Genomic DNA, 19,422 nt, shown 5'->3' on the forward strand with positions numbered 1-19,422 from the left:
TTATACCTTCCTATCTCAGAGCCAAAATAGTGTTAAACGTATCGTTGGCTGCTTGCATGATACGTGAAGAAGCCATATACGCTTGCTGAAATTTCATCATGTTTGCCGCTTCTTCATCGAGGTTTACTCCCGAGATAGAAGCAATACGTTCTTGAGCCGACTGTTTTTCTAATGTCGCAATATCACTCAGGCGATTTGCCGTTGAAGACTTCAAGCCCGTATTAGTATTCAAGTTGTGGTAAAGGTCTAAAATCGTAGACTCACCATCATTCAACAGCTTTCCTGTTTGAAGATCTTGTAGCTTACGCAGGTTACCGTTGTCACCTTCTGATGGGACAAGGTTTGCCGTAAACTTATCATTTGCCACCGCACCGGGTGTGAGCTCAAACGTTGTACCGTTGATGGTCACTGGCCCTTGTGGCGGATACGGTTGAGGCTGCATTAAAATGTTACCCTTCGGATCCGTCACAGCAAACTGCTCACCTTTTGGTGAGACAATCACTTCAAACTCACGCAGTTGACCTGCTTCTAGGATTTTAAATCCCGCTGTACCCTTGGCAAACGTGGTCGATGCCTCATAACTTTGCGCAGCAATGTCTTTCGGGTCTTTGGTTTCCATATGAATCTGCGCAGCAAAATTACGCGTTGGACGCAGTAACAGTTTCTCTCCTAGTTCAGGAGGGTTACGTACTTCCACTCGCATGCCATCAAGATAAAAAGCACTACCGCTAGAGTCGGTCGCCATCTTAACGGTCTCACCGTTCGGCTTAGTCACGACATAATCACTGCCATCGTATTTCAGTCCATACTCACCGCCTTTTAAGGCAGAAGTATCATCAATGTATACCGCAACATCGGCTTTCGATTGCCCGCTAGCCGTGACACGAGATTTTGCCACCAGCTCTGAGTTCACGTCGGTAAACAAGTCCTTACCTACGTTGCCGTTAAGATCCAAACCTTGTTCTTGAAGACTATTGACCTCATATGAAAACGCGGTCGCCAAACGACCAAGCTCATCCATGATTGCTGGGATATGTTCGTCACGCATGTCTAGCATGGCGCCGATTTTTCCGTCGATATCACTGCTGGTGATCGGTTTTAAAGACTTACCTTCAACAATCGCTAGGCGGCGCTGATGTGCATCGGGTAAGCCATCAACCATCTTCAGCTGACTCGCTTCACTACCAGAGACCAAGGTATGGCCATTACCAATATGGACATTAAACCCTTCGGCATTTGAGCGTGGTGTCACCGTAACTTTGGTGTAACCAGAAAGCTCATTAATCAACTTTTCATGCTGATCTCGTAGGTCATTATGAGGCCCAGGAGTTCGCATCATTAAACGCTGAACATCACGGATCTCGTACGCAAGTTGGTTAACTCGCTCGATACCCATATCTAATTTTTTATTCGTAGAATCAGACTGTTGACGAACTGTTTCATGAAATTCATTCAAGGTTTTAGTTACAAGCCCTGCTTTCTCTAACACGACCTTACGCGCACCCACATCATTTGGGGTATCGGCCAGAGTCTTAACGGAATCAAACCATTCGTTGAGGTTTTCTGGAATCTTCTTTGAAGCGACCGACGACAACATGCTCGACAGCATATCGAGGTTGGCTTCGGTATCGCCTTTGTTGGCGGCATTGGTTGTCGATAAGTTAAGTTCTTTGACGGCAAACTGATCCCAAGAGCGGCGAACATTTTCCACATGTACCCCCATACCGTAGGATTGCCCACCATACTGGCGCGGGTCATTCACACCTTGAATCACAGACTGGCGGCTATAGCCCTCTGTGTTAGCGTTAGAAATGTTATGACCTGTGGTGTTGAGCTGTCTCTGAGCCGTAAGAACACTTTGTGCCCCTACATTCAGAAGATCCGACGCCATATTGCCCCCAAAAAACTTAACAAAACCAGAATGAACTGATTAACTACAACCGTATATTACTAAGATAATTGCAATATATGTGCCAACAAAAACAATAGGAAATTAAAAGACGATAATTTATTGAAGTGTAAGGAGATAACTATGGATTACGCGTAAGAACTGAAGGGGCGGAGAAGAAAAGAGCCTGCCAGTAGCAAGCTCTCTATGTTGATTTATGACGCTAGTTCATCTCATCAATCTTGGCTTTAACTCGTAAAACCTTGTCTGCATAGTTAGGGTCAGTTGCGTAACCAGCCTGATGAATACCTTTGATGAAATTCTCTGAATTGCCTTGATGCTGCAATGCCGTTTCGTATCTTGGGTTTTCGTTCAAGAACTTCACATAGTCGTTAAAGCTATCTTCAAAGTTTGAGTAAGAACGGAAAGAAGCCGACTCTTTAACGGCGGTTTTGCCATGGAACTCAAGAGTTTGAGTCGCGACCTTATCGCCCTTCCAACTTCTATCTGCTTTGATGTTAAATAAGTTATTGCTGTTGCCCAAAGAGTTCTTAACCATTTTAGAACCCCAACCCGTTTCAAGGGCAGCTTGTGCCAACAGAAGAGACGAGTCCACACCAAGCGCACTTGCCGCTTTTTCCGCGTAAGGCTTCATTGAGGTCACAAACGATTCTGGAGAATCAAAGGATACTGGCTGTTTTGCTGCTTGCGCAGGTTGCACTTCAGATGCTCTATCTTCTGAGCGGCCTGAGTATTGCGGTCGTTGCAATGAAGTATCGAAACCTTCACTGCGAACCTTCTCTTCAGACGTATCGCTTGCTTGGCCAGCGCTTAGTTGAGCCACGATCATATCTGCAAGACCTAATGAACCTGAAGCGCTTAACTCACTCGCCATTTGGTCATCTTGCATCTGACGATAGAACTGCTCGTTCTGGCTGTTCAACATATCCGACTTAAAGCTCGAGTTAGCATCGCGCATTGACTTAAACAACATCGAGGTGAAAATCGATTCAAACTGTTTTGCCGCCGCGGTTAATGCTTCTTTCTCGCTACCTTCTTCACCGTTTACCGCTTGTTGACGAAGACGGTCTAAACTACCGATGTCGTGAATAAAGCCGATGTCATTGTTATTCTTAATCATGCTTTATTCCTTAGATAATGATCAATTGGCCTTCAATCGCACCCGCTTGTTTCAGTGCTTGAAGGATTGCCATTAAATCAGAAGGTGCAGCGCCCACTTCATTGACTGCGCGTACCAAATCGTCCAGCGTTAGGCCAGGTTCAAATTTGAACATCTTACCATCGCCTTCCGTGATTTCGATATCAGAATCAGGGACCACTACCGTTTGGCCACCAGAGAATGCATTCGGTTGGCTTACGTTTAGATTTTCTTTAATTGCAACCGTCATACCACCGTGGGTGACCGCCGCCGCTTTTAGGCGAACGTGCTTACCAACCACAATCGTACCTGTACGAGAGTTGACGATGATTTTTGCAGAGCCTTCAGCAGGGTCGAACTCGATGTTTTCGATAGCCGACAAGAATGCTACACGCTGGCTGATTTCACGCGGTGCACGAACTTTTACTGAAGTTGCGTCTACCGCTGAAGCCATTTGTGGGCCTAGGAAATTATTAACCGCATCAGCCATACGCTGAGCCGTTGTGAAATCTGATTGGATTAGGTTGAAGGTGATGTAGTCACCACGACCGAATGGCGTTGGGATCTCTTGTTCAACCGTCGCACCGCTAGAGATGATACCAACGTTAGGGTTGTTACCGACAATCTTAGAACCGTCGTTACCTTGTGCACTAAAGCCACTTACCACCAAGTTACCCTGCGCGACCGCATACACTTGACCGTCTAGACCTTTCAAGAAGGTCTGTAGCAAGGTACCACCACGAAGGCTTTTTGCTGAACCGATAGAAGAAACGGTTACGTCAACTTCTTGGCCTTGCTTAGAGAATGCTGGCAGTTCAGCAGTCACAATAACAGCCGCGACGTTTTTGGTTTTTGGCTTAGTGCCGGGCGGCAATTGGATGCCAAAATTTTGCAGCATTGCGTTAAATGTTTGATCGGTAAAGGGAGTTGTCTCACCAGTACCCGGCAAGCCCGTGACCAAACCATAACCGACAAGTTGGTTACTACGAACACCCGCCACTTTTGCCACGTCTTTGATTCGCGCAGCATGGGCACTGGTGGCAAGAAATAGCATGCCGAATAGTACGAGTGTCAGTTTTTTCATTGAGTAACCTGTCTGTATTGCTTTAATTTATAATAGCTTAGCTAAATGTGGCTCAGTGATAGAGGCTGTCAGTATGTCGTCGTCCTATCAAGCTCTACAGAGATACATTAAAGAATCGTGCCAAGAATCCAGGCTCTTGCATATCTTTCTGCACGCCCGTGCCCGAGTACTGAATTCGTGCGTTAGAAACACGGTTTGAAGCGATGGTATTTTCAAAATCAATATCATCAGGACGGATGGTGCCGCTTAGGCGGATATACTCATCGCCTGTGTTCAGTGTCATCCACTTCTCACCACGAACCACTAGGTTGCCATTGGCTAATACTTCGATCACTTCTACGGTGATATAGCCGCTGATGCTGTTACTTTGGTTGGCTGACGCATCACCAGCGAAGGTATTGGTGTTGCTCAGATCGTAAGAGAAGTTGTACTTATCGATCGTCAGCTCTTGACCACCAACAGCCAGCGGCTCCATCGATGCATCATTCGACTTAGACATGTCTGCGTTGGCTTTTTTGGTCGCTCGAGTATTCTCATCTAGCGCTACAGTGATGATGTCACCAATACCACGAGGCTTTGAGTCGTCATACATGCTGCCAATGTGGTTCACATTAAACAGTGAGCCCGTTGCCGCTGCATAATGCTCTGGCTTCTGCTTGGGGTTGATTGGCGCCCATGCAGGGTCACCAGCAATTGGATCGGTTCGCCCACGAAGCGTGTCGATAATTCCTGAACTTTCTTCTGCCGACTTATCGCCTTCAACCGCATCAACCACTGTGGTCGCGTTCTCTTGTGCTGGCGTCTCAATTGGATCCAGTACTGTACAACCAGTCATCGAAGCTAACAGGGCTAAACAAAAAATACGTTTCATGGCGATATACTCTCAGCAGGCAGTGGTGAATGGGTCAATTAGCAAAAACAGATAGATTAATTAAAAAAGTAAACGGCGAATAAACCAATTACAGCTGTTGGTTAACAAAGCTCATCATCTTGTCTACTGACGAGATAACTTTCGAATTCATTTCGTATACACGCTGAGCTTCAATCATGTTTACCAGCTCTTCGGTTACGTTTACGTTCGATGTTTCTAGCATCGATTGGCGGATGTTACCCAGGCCATCAAAACCCGGTACACCCTCTTGTGGGTCGCCACTCGCGCCAGTTGGCAAATAAAGGTTTTGACCTACTGGCTCTAGACCACCTGGGTTTACAAAGTCAGTAATGGTAATTTGACCAACCACGACGTTGTTTTGCTCGCCACGTAGACGAACCGATACTTCACCGTCGTTACCAACCGTTACCGAGATCGCGTCTTCAGGAATCACAATTTCTGGTTGTAGAGGATAACCTTGGCCCGACGTTACGATCGCGCCTTCACCGTTCAGTGTGAACTGACCATTGCGGCTGTAACCTGTTTCACCGTCTGGCATTTCAACTTGGAAGAAACCGTCGCCTTCAATCATCATGTCTAGGCTGTTAGATGTCGTTTGTGCGTTACCGTGAGTGTGCACTTTTTGAGTCGCGACGACCTTAGAACCGGCACCCAGCATCAAACCACTTGGCAGCTCAGTATTCTGAGACGATTGACCACCCGGTTGATTAATATTCTGGTAGAACAGATCTTCAAATACCGCGCGGCTCTTTTTAAAACCAATGGTTGAGGCGTTGGCAAGGTTGTTCGAAATCGTTGAGATATTGGTTTGTTGGGCGTCTAAACCCGTTTTACTTACCCATAATGCTGGATGCATAGCAATGTCCTTTAAATTCTATTAGCTCATACGAAGCAGTGAATCAGACGACTTGTCCATTTCCTCTGCTGTGCTCATCATTTTGACCTGCATTTCAAACTGACGTTGTAAGTCAATTAGGCTGGTCATTTCACCTACGGCATTTACGTTACTGCCTTCGATAGCACCTTTTAGCAACGTTACCGCTGCATCTGCTTCGTATGCCTGATCTGGGTTTTTCGAACGGAATAGACCATTCGTGTCTTTAAACAAACTTTGGTTGTCTGGACGTACAAGCTTAATACGATCAACCACGGCCAATTCTTCAGCTGGAGCGCCTTGAGGAATGACAGAGATCGTACCGTCTGTACCAATTTCTACTTTGCTGATTGGGATTGGCAGCGTGATTGGTGCATCGTTTTCACCAAGCACTAAGTGACCGCTTGCGTTGGTTAGTAAACCGTTTTGGTCAACCCTTAGGTTACCGTTACGTGTTAAACCTTCACGGCCAGTATTGTCCATCACTGAAATCCAACCATCACCTTGAATGGTAACGTCTAGATCTCGGCCAGTAGTAACCACACTACCCTGAGCGAAATTATGACCCGGACGCTCTGTCATGCTGAAAACACGAGTAGGCATGCCTTCGCCATACGCTTGCATTGAACGTGCCTGTGCTAAATCAGCACGGAAACCCGTTGTACTTACGTTGGCAAGGTTGTTTGCACGTAGCTGCAAAGCTTGCATATTTTGCTTAGCGCCACTCATGGCAAGAAACAGTGCGCGATCCATAATTTTGCTCCAAAAATCATCTTCTGGGGCTAATAAAGCAAACACTGTGCCAATATTTTTAACTGTTATTTATCAATAATTTAAATAGAAAACGAACAAGAAGGGTGATCATCAAAGGATCATTGAGGAATGAATTGTTGCCAGTAGCATTACCGGGCGGCAATAGGGGCGGCAAATAAAAAGACAAACAACAATACCCAATTCAATAACATTGAATTGGGTATTCGCAGATGATTCAAACGCTTTAAACGATTAACGAATCTGAAGAATATTCTGTTGTAGCTGGTTGTGTACTTCTAGAGAACGCGAGTTCGCCTGGAAGTTACGTTGAGCAGAAATCAAATCAACCAGTTCTTGAGTCATATCGATGTTCGACTGCTCTAGTGAGCCGTTGTTGATGCTACCAAATGAACCTTTGTTCGATTCACCCCAGATCTTGTCACCAGAGTCGTTGGTAGAATCCCATTGAGTACCGCCTTTCTTATCCAGACCTTGCTCATTTGGTACACGAACCAAGCCTACACGGCCAAGCATCACGTTTTCACCATTTGAGTAAGTACCTAGAACACTGCCGTACTCATCGAAATCGATTTTTGTTAAGAAACCTGTTGTCGCGCCATCTTCATCAAACTTAGTCAATTCAAACGGAGCGGCAAACTGAGTTGACGAATCTAGACCAAACTTAAGCACTTGAGTTGGATCAGCACCGTTCAAGTCAATAGGGTTCGCACCAGCACCCAGTGGTTCCGAGTTAATCGGCTGACCATTGTTTAGGCTTGCTAACGTACCGTCATTGTTGAACTTCATTGTGTGACCAACATGACCTTGTGCATTCGTCGCATCACCACCAGTAATGTTGACCGGCTTTTCACCGTTCTCATCTGACATGGTGTAGTACGTTTGCCAAGTGTTTGGTTGAGTCTGATCTTTGAGGTAGTAAGTCGTTAACTTGTAAGACTGACCCATAGAATCGTATACCGTCGAAGACGTTGCACGGTTATAAGTATCAGCATCTTTGAAGTTAAATGCAGCCGGGTCTTTAAGATCACCGTTTGCAGGAAGGTTAACCCCTACTTCAATGTTTTCTGTCTGTTTTGGTTTACCAAACTCAGCAGGAATGTCGAGAGGCTTTGGCGCATAAGAAAGAACTTCCCCCGAGTTTGGATCAACATCGTAACCTAAAAGAAACTCATCATTAGCGGTAACCATGTAGTTGTCTTTGTTTAGGTGAAATGCACCATTACGCGTTAATTCGTTAATCTCTGGTACCATGCGGTCTTTAGATACTGCAAAGAAACCTGTACCACTTACACGTAAGTCCATTGGGTTGTTCGTATAAATACTTGAACCTTCGTGGAACTGTTGCGCCACTTGGCTAGCTTGCGCACCGCCACCTGCCGTCGTTTTTGCGTTAGTGAACAACGAGCTTGAGTAAACATCACCAAACTCGGCACGAGACTCTTTAAAGCCAAATGTGTTCGCGTTCGCAATGTTGTTACTGGTTGTATTAAGGTCTAATTGTGCAGCGGATAGGCCGCTTAAAGCTACATATGACATTCCATTATTCTCCTAATCTATCTAGCTAGCATAGTCACTCAATAAAGAGCTACGCTTTACCAACTTCTAGTACTTCAGCAAGTCGTACTGGCGATGTGAAACCAGCCAGATTGAGTAGTACGTTGCCATCGCCCTTACCAAGAAGCACACTGTTCACGTTCGCATAACTGGAAACTTGGAACTCTGTGTTCTCGCCATCCAGCAAACCCGACGCTTTCACGTTGTATTTACCGGCCGGCAATGGGTTACCGTCTTCGTCTTTTCCGTCCCATTCAACACGTGTATCACCAGATGGTTTAGAGCCGATATCAAATGTGCGAACCAATTGGCCAACTTCGTTCTCAACACGGACCATTACATTGTCCATTGCCTGAGGAAGCTTAACCATTGCCGCCATACCGCCATCACCGGGTTTTACACCTGCCGCACCAGGAACCAATACATCACGCCCAACTAAAGAGGAGGCCTGAAGAGCTTGGTTAGAGGTCATTGATGAATTCAAGCTTTCAAACTGTGTATTCATTTTGCCAATGCCATCTACGGTCGCAAATGAAGCCATTTGCGCAATCATCTGGTCATTGCTAACCGGCTTGAAAGGGTCTTGTTGTGCTAGTTGCTTAGTCAACAAAGATAAGAAGTCTTCTTGTTTAAGATCCTGCTTACCTGTTGTTTCGTCGGGCTTTTTAGCGCCATCTTGAAGACTCTTCAGCTGGTCAACATAGGACAAGCCGCTTTGACCAACATTGTTGTTGATTCCAGCCATGTGCTACCTCCTTATCCTTATTGACCCATCTGCAGCGTACGCAGCAGCATTTGTTTACTCGAGTCAGCAACCTGTACGTTTGTTTGGTACGCACGTGATGCCGAAATCATGTTTGCCATTTCTTCCATAACGTTGACATTAGGCTTGTAGATATAGCCTTCGTTGTTCGCTAATGGGTGATCCGGGTTGTACTCCGCGCTTAGCGGCTTATCGCTTTCCACAATACCTAATACTTTCACAGGCACAGTGTGACCACTGTTGCGTGCTTTATTTAACTCAGCGCCGAACACTGCGTGACGAGCCTTGTAAGTTTCTTCAGCAGAACTACTTACACTGTCCGCGTTCGCAAGGTTGCTCGAGGTCGTATTTAGACGAACAGATTCAGCACTCATCGCAGAACCAGTCACATTGAATACATTGAATAAACTCATCTAATTATTCCCCTTTAATCGCTTTAGTTAAATTCTTGAACTTACTTCCTAAGAAGTCGAGAGAGGCTTGATGCCTAATTTGGTTTTGCATGAAAAGGTTTCTTTCCAAATCCAAATCAACCGTGTTGCCATCTCCTGTATCAGGTTGGGTAGGAATGCGATACTTCGTTTCCCCGTTCACCGTTGTTGAGGCAGAAATGTGCCGACCATCTGTACGGCTAAGACCAATGCTTGCCCCAGAACTTGCCGCTTGCAGTGATTTCTTAAAGTCTAATCCCTTTGCTTTATACCCAGGCGTGTTTGCTTGCGCGATATTGGTGGAAAGCACCTCAGCGTTACGCTCACGTACACCAACTGTGTGCTGGTGAATGCCCAAAGCATTGTCAAAAGAAATAGCCATGTAAACCTCAACTCAAGAACTGACTGTTATAAAATAACCAAAGCAATATATATACCAACTTTTGAAACAAGGCGGTCTATCAATGCTTTTACAGGTTACTCGTGGGTAAACTTGCAATAAACAAGCCAAAAAATAGAGTAAATTGGAATGTCACTCTGACTTAAAGATATAGCTTAAGCAGGAAAAAGAAAACCCAGCACTTGGCTGGGTTTTAAATTTAGACGGTAACCTTACACCTAATATCGGTGCCGCTCGTTACTTTAATTTGTAGATGATGCCTGGATTACAGCGAACCATTTCAAAACGATCGGTTAAGCCTGTTAACGATTCAGACGCGCCCAATAGTAAGTACCCACCAGGGTTCAGGCTATTTGCCATCTGGTTAAGTACCTTTGACTTCATATCAGGCGAGAAGTAAATCAGCACGTTACGACAGAAAATAATGTCGAACTTGCCTAACAATGCATAGCTGTCCATCAGGTTCTGAGGGCGGAAGTTCACCATGCGCTTGACGTTATCTTTCACTTTCATACGGCCATCGCCCGCATCTTCAAAGAAAGTACGACGGCGCTCTGGAGAAAGTCCACGTCCCAATGCAAGGTTGTCGTAAGCGCCAGTGCGGCACATATCCAACATACTTGCTGAGATGTCAGTTGCGGTAATCGATACATTTGGCAGCATACCTGGCTTACGAGCTTGAGTTTCAAGAATCGTCATTGCCATTGAGTATGCTTCTTGGCCTGAAGAGCTTGCCGCAGACCAAATCTTAATAGGACGTTTATTTGCCGCTATTTCCGGTAGAAGCTTATCCGCAAGCACAACAAACGGGTAAGTATCACGGAACCAAAGTGTCTCGTTCGTCGTCATGGCATCGACAGCAGCCACACGCAGCTCACGGTTTCGACCTGTTACTACATCTCTCAACAAATCAGACAAAGAAGCTAACTTAAACTTCGTTACTAATGGGCTTAGACGACTGCGCACTAAATACTGCTTGCTGTCACCTAATACAATGCCACATTGAGATTCTAAGAAACGGCTGAAATCGCGATACTCTTGATCACTTATTGTTATAGCAGTCATTAATGTCTCTTTTAGTTAGTTAACGCAGCTTTTACAGCTGCACCAAGCTCATCGGGGTTGAATTTAGCGATGAAGGAGTTAGCTCCAACACGCTCAACCATGGCTTGGTTAAATACACCACTCAAAGATGAGTGTAAAATTACGTATAAATCTTTAAGTTCGGCGTGACGACGAATCTCAGCAGTCAGCGTGTATCCATCCATTTCTGGCATTTCGATATCAGAAATCACCAATGAAATCTGATCGTAAATACTGCCTTCTGATGACATCTGTATCAGCTTCTCGTAGGCTTCTTTACCATCCTTCACCGAGATAACTTCAAAACCAATCGACTCAATAGCACGTTGAACCTGCTTACGAGCAACGGTCGAGTCATCAGCAATCAAGATGCGGCGAACCAGTTCTTTCTCTTGTTCTACTTTCGCAATATCTTCAGCAATCTTGCTGTCCATTGTTTCATCAACAGGAGAAATTTCTGCAAGGATCTTCTCAACATCAAGAATTTCTACCAATTCATTATCAATGTTGGTTACCGCTGTCAGGTAGTTAGCTCTACCTGCGCCATCTGGCGGCGGAAGAATCGATTCCCAGTGCATGTTAATAATGCGCTCAACTGAACTTACCAAGAAACCTTGAATGGTTCGGTTAAACTCAGAGATAACCACAAAACACTTTTCAATATCCGTTGTAGGACGGCCACCAATCGCTAAGCTCAAGTCGATCACAGAGATCGTTTGGCCACGAATGTGTGCTACACCTTTAACCAGTGGGTTCAAGTTTGGCATCTTTGTCAGCTTAGGGCATTGCAGCACTTCTTTTACTTTAAAGACATTAATGCCGTAACGCTGACGCCCCATTAGGCGAAAGGTTAGTAATTCTAATCGGTTTTGACCGACGAGTTGCGTACGCTGATTCACCGAATCAAGAATACCCGTCATGAGCTCATCTCCATATCAAACTTTTTTGTATAAAAAGTGTTAGTCTACTGCAGGCTACGAACCACCAGAGAAACGGAATGACGTATTATAAAACAAATTTGCCACCTCTTTCCATAGCAATGTGTAGAGCTACTTTTAAAACTGTCGCTAAGTTTATCGGCATTTTATCAATATTGTTTAGTTTTTTTGTACAAGCTGCGACCCCAGAACAAATTGAGATGATTCAGTCTGCAGCGGAGCAACATATCCTTGATACAGTTGAGCAGCCACAAGGTGGCGAACTCTTTGTTAATTCAGCAAATGTTGACTCAAGAATCAAAGCGACAGACTGCCCAGTGCCTTTAGAGACCAGCGCTTCAACGACCACCAATACCCGCAGCAGTATTACGGTTTTAGTTCAATGTGTTCCTGATGAGTGGCGAGTTTATGTACCGGTGCGCCTTTCGATGTCGGTGCCTCTTGTCACCACCACTCGCTCACTCGCGAGAGGCGAAATCGTCGGTCAATACGATGTCACCACCGCTATGATTTCTCTTAACAAGTTTCGTCGCCAAGGTTTCACAGCTCCACATCAGGTCATCGGCGCTAAGGTAAAAAAGAGCCTAAGACCGGGCGATGTTGTAGAAAGAGGTGATATCTGTGTCGTGTGCCGAAACGAGAAGGTTATCATACAGGCAGTAAAAGGTGGCATGACCATTACCACCAAAGGAACTGCGCTTACCGATGGCTCTATGGGTGATCAAGTAAGAGTGAAAAATGATAAATCACAGCGTATAATTGAAGGGATTGTTACCAGCATGTCTGAAGTCACGGTTTACTTTTAACTCTTTACTTCTAAATTGACGGTATCGTTAGCGATTTCACCCTCAACTCTAACGCCAAATATAACGGCTGCGGTGTTTTGTCCCTTTTCGACTATTGAGCTAAAAATTGCTAAAGTATTCGAACCCTTGGTCGATATTGACTGTACAGGTTCCCATTTTTGAAGAAAAAGGCTTAACTATGGCAGGCATTGATAATATTCGTTCAGGGCAAACCCTAACGACCACTAACCGATCAGCAGTACGCTCTGATTCTAGTTCTGAGGCATCACGCTCTGATGTATCAACTAAATCACCAGCAAGCAAAGATGCGGTTTCACTGAGCCAACAAGGCAAAGCGATTGGTCAGCTCCACCAAGATATGGCAGCACAGCCAAGCTTTGATTCTGTGAAAGTAGCAGCGATCAAAGAAGCAATTGCGAATGGTTCATACACTGTCGATCCAGAGAAACTGGCTGACAACATGATCAAGTTCGAAGATGAATTAAAAGGCCTTTAAGAAAACACTAACTTTTCATTGAAGTTATTGTCTTAAAGTACACGAGGTTATGAATAGGTTTACGTTATGGCGGCACTAGCAGATTTAGTTAATTTTCAACTTCAAAATGCCAAAGCCTTATCTGAATTACTAAGTTCAGAGAAAACCGCTATTACGAGCCGACAATCAAACGATATTGAGCGAATCGCCAAAGAAAAAGTGGTCCTAGTTGAACAACTAAGATCAACCGATCAGCGAATCGCAGCCCATACCAATATCTCAGAACTGACCGAGAACCCTGAACTTGCTCAGTTAGTCACTAAGATCCAGTCCATAGTGCACGATTGCCAGCAAGCGAACCTTGTGAATGGCGAAGCCTTAAATCGAGCGCACCTTAGCTTCAAAAAACTCAGCAATATGATGCAGCAAAGTCACGGAAAAATTGGCATGACCTACAATGCCGGTGGTCAAACGCATACTATCTCTACGCTGGGAACCAACGTAAAAGCCTAGTTAAGTTAACTCTTCCTCTTCAGTAATACCCCTTGTTAACCGTTTATCTGTATCTCAGACTATTCCTGTCGTTATCTTTTATTAAAACACCTAATCAGCCTTTGAACGCCCTGACAAAATCGATAAACAAAAAAGCGGCAAGTATTTTCATACTTGCCGCTTTTACATTCATATTAGTTATTGGTTGCCGATACGCCATCTGGAAAACGAAAGCAGCCAATATAACTGGATAGTCCTATCGCTAGACGCCCCTTGGGCTAGAACAGCGTTTGTTGTCTCTTTTCAGGTACAGGTTGAACTTCACCGTAATTACGTAGCTGTTCCATCTTACGGATATCAAGCTGAAGCTCAGTAACATAGCTATCGCCCACAGGGTAGCTGCGTACTACTTCTGCACCGCGGATTACGCCATCAACCGCACCAGAAGTACGTTCCGTACCAAGGCGTTGATCTTCCAACTCTGCCCGACCACTCACTCGCATACCGTAAACTTGTTCTGCAAGTTCACGATAGGCGTCGATCTTAGAAGCTCTCATCGCACGGATACGTCTTTCTTCATCGTTACGTCCTTTCTGCTCACTGATACTCGCGTAGCCAACGGCGACTAAGTAGTCGTCTGGCCTCATGTTTTGCAGTGGCTGACAGCCAACAAGCAGTAAAGCGGCAACAACAAATATTAACTTCTTCATCTCGAACTCCTAAGGGCGAAGAATAACAGTATAAGGCTGGCTGATCGTTGGGTCAGAACGAATGATAACGCCATCTTGAGTTCGAATACTGTTTAGAGTATCTAGGTCACGACCAATACGGTCTGCAGGCAAGAAGCCTTGTGCCGTCGCCACGACAATGCGAGTTTGCATGCCAACAACACGAGCATTTACTAGTACACCGCCTTCTTGGCGAAGCATGGTGCCTGTCAGTACATACTGTACGTCTTGCTCTTGAGCTAAGTCTTTCCAATCGCGGCTCAACGCAAAGTCACCTTGGTGAGTCACTTGGATAGAGCCAGTAGTTTTAAAATCAACCACCTTGAAGCCACGACGCTGAAACTGATGAATGAAGCCTTCTGATACCGAGTTGCCTAGCCAGTTCGTTGTGTCCATGTGCTGCAGGTCCACAAACGAAGTAATTGCTATTGGCGTTCTCGCTGAAATACTTGTATTCGAAATGATCAAATCTTCAGTCATACTTTCCACAAAAAAATCCATGGTATGACGAGGGCTGTCCATCAACATAAACTGACTGCCTGAATATTCAGACTTGCCGTTATAGATCGGCGAATAAGCGCATGATGTCAGTAACATGACACTCATTACTACGAGCCATTTTTTCATTCTCTAATCTCCAGATAGTTTTAGTGCCACCTGTTCCAATATGTTCTCACCATTATTCTTTTCAATGGATTACAATGTTGGAACAGTCTTTGCTTTTCATTAATGGTTCAGATTAAGAAAAACGCACTTAAGTCAGCTTCAAGCTTATAGTTATTTGTTAAGCAATATTTATACCCAACTGGTAACGAATAGATGAAAAAAATAATTTCTTACTTATTTTCAATAAGTTCACTGATAACCATAAGCTTCAGTGCTCATGCCTCTTGGTATGAGGTTACCGGTACCGCAGCCATCGTATCGTCAGAGGAAACGGCAAGGGTCCATGCTCTGGAAGACGCGGTATATAAAGCGATCCAGTTCTCAGGAGCCGACATTGGTAGCATTGCCAACCTCACGCCCTACCTCGACGCAAACAAAAAAGAGTTTCAATTTACCAATCATGAAGTGCGCTACATCTTGGTAGAAAAAGAGAAAAAACGCAGTGGCAATATAATGATCACCGCAAGGATCGATATCTATCCTTCGGCAAATGCTTGCCATGAGAGCCAATATAAGAAGACATTTTTGGTCGGCAACATCGATGTGACTTCCCCACAGCAAGCTGTAATGGGCAGAATCTATAACATCGGTGATGATTTTGGTCATGTCGTAGATCGACAGCTGGCGCAAGAGTCTCGCAGCTTTGTTTCCGTTGGCACGACCAATTACGACATCGACAAACGTCGACCTGAAGTGATCAAGATGATCGCCCAAGACACTGGCGCACAATACATCATTGGTGGCGACATTACCGATTTAACCGCGACCATCGAGTCCAAGCTTTTGAAAGACGACATCATCAATCGTCAGTTTGCGTTAGAGATGCAAGTCTTCGATGGTAAAACAGGACATCAGGTTTACAACCGTAGCTATCGTGAAGTGGCAAAGTGGCCATTTGCTAAGACCAGTGAAGTCGACACCCGCAGTGCCCGTTTCTGGGCATCAACCTACGGCAGCATGATGCTGCGTGTTAGCCGTAATATTATGTTGGACTTAGAATCGGAAGTGTCATGTAAGATCACCCTTCCAGAGGTGGCAGCGGTATTTGGTAACACTGTGACCATTGATTTAGGTCGAATGCATGGCGTACAACAAGGTGACAAGTTGCAACTGTGGCACACAGGTTCGTTTATCGACCAACGCGGTTTGCCACGCAACAAGGTTTCTCAAAGCGACATCACCCTAACGGTTTCTCGCGTTTACGAAAACGAAGCGGAACTCACGATTGATCAGCCAAGCCTTGCCGGAAGCATTCAAATTGGTGATGTGATGCAGAAAATCATGTAGTTAGCGACACTCTCGTCTCAGAGTTTCTAATAAAGCCTTAGCAAAGATGCTAAGGCTTTATTTTTTTCATGGGTATTAGTTTCGGTTTTGCAGTATTTGGCGTAATCTTATTGATAACATAATCATCACTTAGCAAACTATGAGTCAGAATAATCTAATTGGTGCTACCGGTTACCGCTTTATCTCGAAAGGTAAAACCGCTTTTAAGATCCACATCCATACTCCCGAAGATACGGTGCTGCATCGGTCGGTCGGTTTTGTTCGTATGGGTGAAGACAAAGCACTAAAGAAAACCATTAAATTAAGAGATGAACTGGGCAGACAGCTTTGGGGTAAATTTTGGCCCAAAGTCCTCAAAGAGCCCTACCTAATGACGCGCCTGCCTCATAGTTTAGAACCCAAAATTGTATTCAAGCCAAATCCAACTCAGAGTGATCCTGAGCACCGCGACGAGTGCTACATCGCTAAGTGGCGCGTCTTCTCTGAGAATGGTGACTACAAGTACAAAACCAAGGTATGTTCAATCAGAAAGCACGGCCGACTTGCAGCTTATAGCCAAACCAAACGTGCGCTGCTTGATGCTCACAAAGACGTAATTGATCTACTTATATTTATGGGACGATTGAACAGCATCGACTTAAAATAGGCTTAAATCCGATTAAGCTGACCGCCCATATTTTTCAGATACAAAAACAGCCGCACATTGCGGCTGTTTTTAATTTATGACGATCCATCGTGGCAATTTAGAGTATTGCTACATACAAAATCGATTACCTAGTTTCGGCATATCTCAGCCAGTGTCGCCAATCGGCGCTTAGACTCTTTCACATAAGGGTTGGCTTGATCCCATGCGTAACCCGCCAGAATTGAGCACACCATCTGCTTAATCTTTGGATTTGGATCTTGATAGAAAATCACATCCTGCAAAGTACCTGAGTACCACCCCTCAACATACGTTCTAAAGGTGTTTACACCAACCATCAAAGGAGCGGCATAATCGCGTTCCCAATCTACCTTCTCACCGTTAAGTTGCTTTTCGACACACTCAACCGCAAACTGTGCCGACTTCATCGCAATCGTCACGCCTGACGAGAACACCGGGTCAAGGAACTCGCCGGCATTGCCAAGCAACGCGTACTTATCCGTCGCCAAATGTTTTACATTGGCAGAATAGCCACCAATTTCACCCGCAGGGTTTGGATACTCGGCGCTTGCCAGTATCTCAGCCAAGCCCGGCTCTTCCGCTGCCAGCTGTTTAATTGCAGCAATCTTGTCTTCTGGATAGGACTCAAAGAACTTAGGCTCTCCTACGACACCAAACGAAGAGACACCGTTACTAAACGGGATCAACCAATACCAAACATCAGGGTTGGTTGGATGTACAGAGATAAGAATTTTATTTCGGTCATATTCAAGATCGGTATCCACCTCTGCAATATGATCGTTAATGTGCGTAAAAATAGCTTTGCGTGGAGGGAGCGATGACGGCTCTGCCAAGTTAAGCATTTTTGGTAGCACTCGACCAAAACCACTGCCATCCAGAACGTATTGCGCTTCTATCTGATAACGCTCTCCACCCAGCACTTGTACATCTAAAATGGTGCTGTCGTCGGTGAAATTAATGCCCATTAACTCATGTTGGTAATCAATGCAGACACCCTGCGCCTCAGCCGTATCTGCCAAAACCTTATCAAAGGCACCTCGCTGAACCTGAAACGTAGTTCCAGGGCCAGAAGAGAACTTGTCTTCAAAATTAAACGCCGTATAAACGCCATTTTTGCGAAAGGCAGCGCCATCTTTGTATTGGAAGTTAGCGTTGATCACTGCGTCAGTCATCCCAGCCTGTTCAATCACTTCCATACAAGCTGGTAATAGGCTTTCACCAATAGAAAAGCGAGGGAATACGCTCTTTTCAATCACTCGAACATCGATGCCTTTTTTATGAAGTAAAGACGCAGCAATAGACCCTGATGGCCCAGCTCCGATGATCACCACTTGAGTTGATAGTTTTTTCATTATTTAAGCCATGTTTGTTATTTTTATTGCGCGCCAGCTTTCAATTCTAGAAGCGTGTGACCAAGACCGATATCGTCGGTACGCGTTACCACTTCAAAGCCCGCTTCTTCAACAATCTCTAAGAAATCTTCACTGCGGTAAAAACGACTGTTGCCATTGGCCAAGCAGGTAAAGTAGAGAGACGTCGCGTTTAAGCTATAAGAAGCCGCATCGTATTTCTGTGAATCCCAAAACAGTTCAAGGATATAGACAGTCGCATCTTCTGACATATGAGAGCGAACGCGCTTTAATATGCTCAGAATCTCCATTGGCGAGAAACAATCAAGGAACTGACTCATCCACCAAACATCCGCGCCCGTTGGCAGAGTTTGCTGTTTATCGAGCATATTCGCTGGGAATGGCGTGACTCGCTCTTGATGACCATGCTTTGCCGCGTTTGCCATTGCCATTTCTAGCTGCTGTGGCAAATCAACAATCGTCACCTCAACGTCCGCATCATGGTTGCAGCATTGCATCGCCCACTTACCCGTGTTGCCGCCGATATCCACCAGCGACTTAGGTTTCTTGCTGAAGACTTTTTCAAGTAACACAGGGAACGAGCGATCCGAATAGAAGTGATCAAACTTGAACCAACTCTCTTTTGCTTTTTCTGGCAATTGAGACAAGCCTTGGTAAATGGTTTCCCAATCACCCAACTCTTTCAAGCCTGCAGGTGTGCCTTCTTCAATCGCTTCTGTTAGATGCATCATCGCGGCATAACAAACATCGGCTGTGAAATCCATGTTTGCGTTAGTCATACCATCATGCAGAAGGTAGAAACCAAGGTTAGCCATTTTGTAGTTAGGCTTTTCCCAAGTCACAATATGAGCACTTAACGCCATATCGAGCAGGACTTTAACGCCGTACTCAGAGACACCGGTCGATTCAGAGATAGACTCTGCTGGTAAACCCTCGTTGCCCGCGTCATCTAACGCTTTCAAAATGCCTAAATCACGAAGTGTACGAGCAGTATGAAAAACAATCGGAGCGAAAGACAATTTCTGCGCTTCTGTTTTTGCTTCTAATGCGTTGAATGGATCTAATTTATATTCCGACACGAAAAACCTAACTTT

General features: G+C 45.0%; 21 protein-coding genes. 5 read left to right on the forward strand and 16 right to left on the reverse strand.

Going from position 1 to position 19,422, the window contains the following annotated elements; translation table 11 throughout:
• Positions 1-10 precede the first annotated feature (10 nt).
• The 12 genes from flgK to AB4185_RS07510 all read right to left on the reverse strand — a co-directional run bounded on the left by flgK (position 11) and on the right by AB4185_RS07510 (position 11,822).
• Complete coding sequence (gene flgK / locus AB4185_RS07455) at positions 11-1,891, reverse strand: flagellar hook-associated protein FlgK (protein WP_017067655.1); 1,881 nt, start codon at positions 1,889-1,891, stop codon at positions 11-13.
• 220 nt (positions 1,892-2,111) lie between these two features.
• A complete protein-coding gene (gene flgJ, locus AB4185_RS07460; protein WP_372135268.1) occupies positions 2,112-3,029 on the reverse strand; it encodes a flagellar assembly peptidoglycan hydrolase FlgJ in 918 nt (305 codons plus the stop codon).
• 10 nt (positions 3,030-3,039) lie between these two features.
• A complete protein-coding gene (locus AB4185_RS07465) occupies positions 3,040-4,131 on the reverse strand; it encodes a flagellar basal body P-ring protein FlgI (protein ID WP_017062257.1) in 1,092 nt (363 codons plus the stop codon).
• Positions 4,132-4,225: 94 nt separating this feature from the next.
• A complete protein-coding gene (flgH, locus tag AB4185_RS07470; protein WP_017062258.1) occupies positions 4,226-5,002 on the reverse strand; it encodes a flagellar basal body L-ring protein FlgH in 777 nt (258 codons plus the stop codon).
• Positions 5,003-5,090: 88 nt separating this feature from the next.
• Positions 5,091-5,879 carry a flagellar basal-body rod protein FlgG gene (gene flgG, locus AB4185_RS07475; protein ID WP_017062259.1) on the reverse strand — a complete coding sequence of 263 codons (789 nt, stop codon included), beginning with the start codon at positions 5,877-5,879 and terminating at the stop codon, positions 5,091-5,093.
• A 21-nt stretch (positions 5,880-5,900) separates the two neighbouring features.
• Positions 5,901-6,650 (reverse strand): flagellar basal-body rod protein FlgF, encoded by a 750-nt coding sequence (gene flgF, locus AB4185_RS07480; protein WP_017056855.1) that lies wholly within the window; start codon positions 6,648-6,650, stop codon positions 5,901-5,903.
• 252 nt (positions 6,651-6,902) lie between these two features.
• A complete protein-coding gene (flgE, locus tag AB4185_RS07485; RefSeq protein ID WP_017062260.1) occupies positions 6,903-8,207 on the reverse strand; it encodes a flagellar hook protein FlgE in 1,305 nt (434 codons plus the stop codon).
• Positions 8,208-8,256: 49 nt separating this feature from the next.
• The gene (gene flgD / locus AB4185_RS07490; RefSeq protein WP_010439286.1) at positions 8,257-8,970 is read right to left on the reverse strand and encodes a flagellar hook assembly protein FlgD; all 714 of its coding nucleotides are present in this window, start codon (positions 8,968-8,970) and stop codon (positions 8,257-8,259) included.
• Between the two features lie 17 nt (positions 8,971-8,987).
• Positions 8,988-9,401 (reverse strand): flagellar basal body rod protein FlgC, encoded by a 414-nt coding sequence (gene flgC / locus AB4185_RS07495; RefSeq protein ID WP_004736176.1) that lies wholly within the window; start codon positions 9,399-9,401, stop codon positions 8,988-8,990.
• A 4-nt stretch (positions 9,402-9,405) separates the two neighbouring features.
• Positions 9,406-9,801, reverse strand: a complete 396-nt coding sequence (gene flgB / locus AB4185_RS07500; protein ID WP_004736175.1) for a flagellar basal body rod protein FlgB — start codon at positions 9,799-9,801, stop codon at positions 9,406-9,408.
• Positions 9,802-10,056: 255 nt separating this feature from the next.
• The gene (locus AB4185_RS07505) at positions 10,057-10,884 is read right to left on the reverse strand and encodes a protein-glutamate O-methyltransferase (protein ID WP_229647685.1); all 828 of its coding nucleotides are present in this window, start codon (positions 10,882-10,884) and stop codon (positions 10,057-10,059) included.
• Between the two features lie 11 nt (positions 10,885-10,895).
• Complete coding sequence (locus AB4185_RS07510; protein WP_017066180.1) at positions 10,896-11,822, reverse strand: chemotaxis protein CheV; 927 nt, start codon at positions 11,820-11,822, stop codon at positions 10,896-10,898.
• A gap of 77 nt (positions 11,823-11,899) precedes the next feature.
• Between AB4185_RS07510 and flgA the strand changes: the two genes are divergently transcribed.
• The 3 genes from flgA to AB4185_RS07525 all read left to right on the forward strand — a co-directional run bounded on the left by flgA (position 11,900) and on the right by AB4185_RS07525 (position 13,634).
• Positions 11,900-12,646 carry a flagellar basal body P-ring formation chaperone FlgA gene (gene flgA, locus AB4185_RS07515; RefSeq protein ID WP_372135270.1) on the forward strand — a complete coding sequence of 249 codons (747 nt, stop codon included), beginning with the start codon at positions 11,900-11,902 and terminating at the stop codon, positions 12,644-12,646.
• 178 nt (positions 12,647-12,824) lie between these two features.
• Positions 12,825-13,142 (forward strand): flagellar biosynthesis anti-sigma factor FlgM, encoded by a 318-nt coding sequence (gene flgM, locus AB4185_RS07520; protein ID WP_017062263.1) that lies wholly within the window; start codon positions 12,825-12,827, stop codon positions 13,140-13,142.
• A 66-nt stretch (positions 13,143-13,208) separates the two neighbouring features.
• Positions 13,209-13,634, forward strand: coding sequence for a flagella synthesis protein FlgN (locus AB4185_RS07525; protein ID WP_017064136.1), 426 nt, complete (start codon positions 13,209-13,211; stop codon positions 13,632-13,634).
• Positions 13,635-13,891: 257 nt separating this feature from the next.
• On the opposite strand, the gene flgP is transcribed toward AB4185_RS07525, so the two are convergent.
• Together flgP and AB4185_RS07535 are read right to left on the reverse strand one after the other, a co-directional pair.
• Positions 13,892-14,323: a flagellar assembly lipoprotein FlgP gene (gene flgP, locus AB4185_RS07530; protein ID WP_017062265.1), complete on the reverse strand. Its 432-nt coding sequence runs from the start codon at positions 14,321-14,323 to the stop codon at positions 13,892-13,894.
• A gap of 9 nt (positions 14,324-14,332) precedes the next feature.
• A complete protein-coding gene (locus AB4185_RS07535) occupies positions 14,333-14,968 on the reverse strand; it encodes a FlgO family outer membrane protein (RefSeq protein ID WP_017064137.1) in 636 nt (211 codons plus the stop codon).
• Positions 14,969-15,160: 192 nt separating this feature from the next.
• Here AB4185_RS07535 and AB4185_RS07540 point away from each other — a divergent pair, with 192 nt between their 5' ends.
• Positions 15,161-16,294 carry a flagellar assembly protein FlgT gene (locus tag AB4185_RS07540; protein WP_017062267.1) on the forward strand — a complete coding sequence of 378 codons (1,134 nt, stop codon included), beginning with the start codon at positions 15,161-15,163 and terminating at the stop codon, positions 16,292-16,294.
• 139 nt (positions 16,295-16,433) lie between these two features.
• Complete coding sequence (locus tag AB4185_RS07545; protein WP_017062268.1) at positions 16,434-16,940, forward strand: hypothetical protein; 507 nt, start codon at positions 16,434-16,436, stop codon at positions 16,938-16,940.
• 128 nt (positions 16,941-17,068) lie between these two features.
• On the opposite strand, the gene AB4185_RS07550 is transcribed toward AB4185_RS07545, so the two are convergent.
• On the reverse strand, positions 17,069-18,310 hold the full coding sequence (locus AB4185_RS07550) for an NAD(P)/FAD-dependent oxidoreductase (protein WP_017062269.1): 1,242 nt from the start codon (positions 18,308-18,310) through the stop codon (positions 17,069-17,071).
• Between the two features lie 23 nt (positions 18,311-18,333).
• Positions 18,334-19,407, reverse strand: a complete 1,074-nt coding sequence (locus AB4185_RS07555) for a methyltransferase (RefSeq protein ID WP_017062270.1) — start codon at positions 19,405-19,407, stop codon at positions 18,334-18,336.
• Positions 19,408-19,422: the final 15 nt, after the last annotated feature.

It is taken from the genome of Vibrio sp. 10N.286.48.F5 (genome assembly GCF_041469785.1).
Lineage (GTDB): Bacteria > Pseudomonadota > Gammaproteobacteria > Enterobacterales > Vibrionaceae > Vibrio > Vibrio crassostreae_C.

Bases quoted from the DNA above. Each gene is read 5' to 3' on its own strand.
- AB4185_RS07525 (WP_017064136.1), top strand. From the start codon at position 13,209: ATGGCGGCACTAGCAGATTTAGTTAATTTTCAACTTCAAAATGCCAAA.
- flgE (WP_017062260.1), bottom strand. From the start codon at position 8,207: ATGTCATATGTAGCTTTAAGCGGCCTATCCGCTGCACAATTAGACCTT.
- AB4185_RS07545 (WP_017062268.1), top strand. From the start codon at position 16,434: ATGAGTCAGAATAATCTAATTGGTGCTACCGGTTACCGCTTTATCTCG.
- AB4185_RS07510 (WP_017066180.1), bottom strand. From the start codon at position 11,822: ATGACGGGTATTCTTGATTCGGTGAATCAGCGTACGCAACTCGTCGGT.
- flgJ (WP_372135268.1), bottom strand. From the start codon at position 3,029: ATGATTAAGAATAACAATGACATCGGCTTTATTCACGACATCGGTAGT.
- AB4185_RS07465 (WP_017062257.1), bottom strand. From the start codon at position 4,131: ATGAAAAAACTGACACTCGTACTATTCGGCATGCTATTTCTTGCCACC.
- AB4185_RS07535 (WP_017064137.1), bottom strand. From the start codon at position 14,968: ATGAAAAAATGGCTCGTAGTAATGAGTGTCATGTTACTGACATCATGC.
- flgP (WP_017062265.1), bottom strand. From the start codon at position 14,323: ATGAAGAAGTTAATATTTGTTGTTGCCGCTTTACTGCTTGTTGGCTGT.
- flgF (WP_017056855.1), bottom strand. From the start codon at position 6,650: ATGGATCGCGCACTGTTTCTTGCCATGAGTGGCGCTAAGCAAAATATG.
- flgA (WP_372135270.1), top strand. From the start codon at position 11,900: ATGACGTATTATAAAACAAATTTGCCACCTCTTTCCATAGCAATGTGT.
- flgD (WP_010439286.1), bottom strand. From the start codon at position 8,970: ATGGCTGGAATCAACAACAATGTTGGTCAAAGCGGCTTGTCCTATGTT.
- flgH (WP_017062258.1), bottom strand. From the start codon at position 5,002: ATGAAACGTATTTTTTGTTTAGCCCTGTTAGCTTCGATGACTGGTTGT.
- flgK (WP_017067655.1), bottom strand. From the start codon at position 1,891: ATGGCGTCGGATCTTCTGAATGTAGGGGCACAAAGTGTTCTTACGGCT.
- flgG (WP_017062259.1), bottom strand. From the start codon at position 5,879: ATGCATCCAGCATTATGGGTAAGTAAAACGGGTTTAGACGCCCAACAA.
- AB4185_RS07550 (WP_017062269.1), bottom strand. From the start codon at position 18,310: ATGAAAAAACTATCAACTCAAGTGGTGATCATCGGAGCTGGGCCATCA.
- flgB (WP_004736175.1), bottom strand. From the start codon at position 9,801: ATGGCTATTTCTTTTGACAATGCTTTGGGCATTCACCAGCACACAGTT.
- flgM (WP_017062263.1), top strand. From the start codon at position 12,825: ATGGCAGGCATTGATAATATTCGTTCAGGGCAAACCCTAACGACCACT.
- AB4185_RS07540 (WP_017062267.1), top strand. From the start codon at position 15,161: ATGAAAAAAATAATTTCTTACTTATTTTCAATAAGTTCACTGATAACC.
- flgC (WP_004736176.1), bottom strand. From the start codon at position 9,401: ATGAGTTTATTCAATGTATTCAATGTGACTGGTTCTGCGATGAGTGCT.
- AB4185_RS07505 (WP_229647685.1), bottom strand. From the start codon at position 10,884: ATGACTGCTATAACAATAAGTGATCAAGAGTATCGCGATTTCAGCCGT.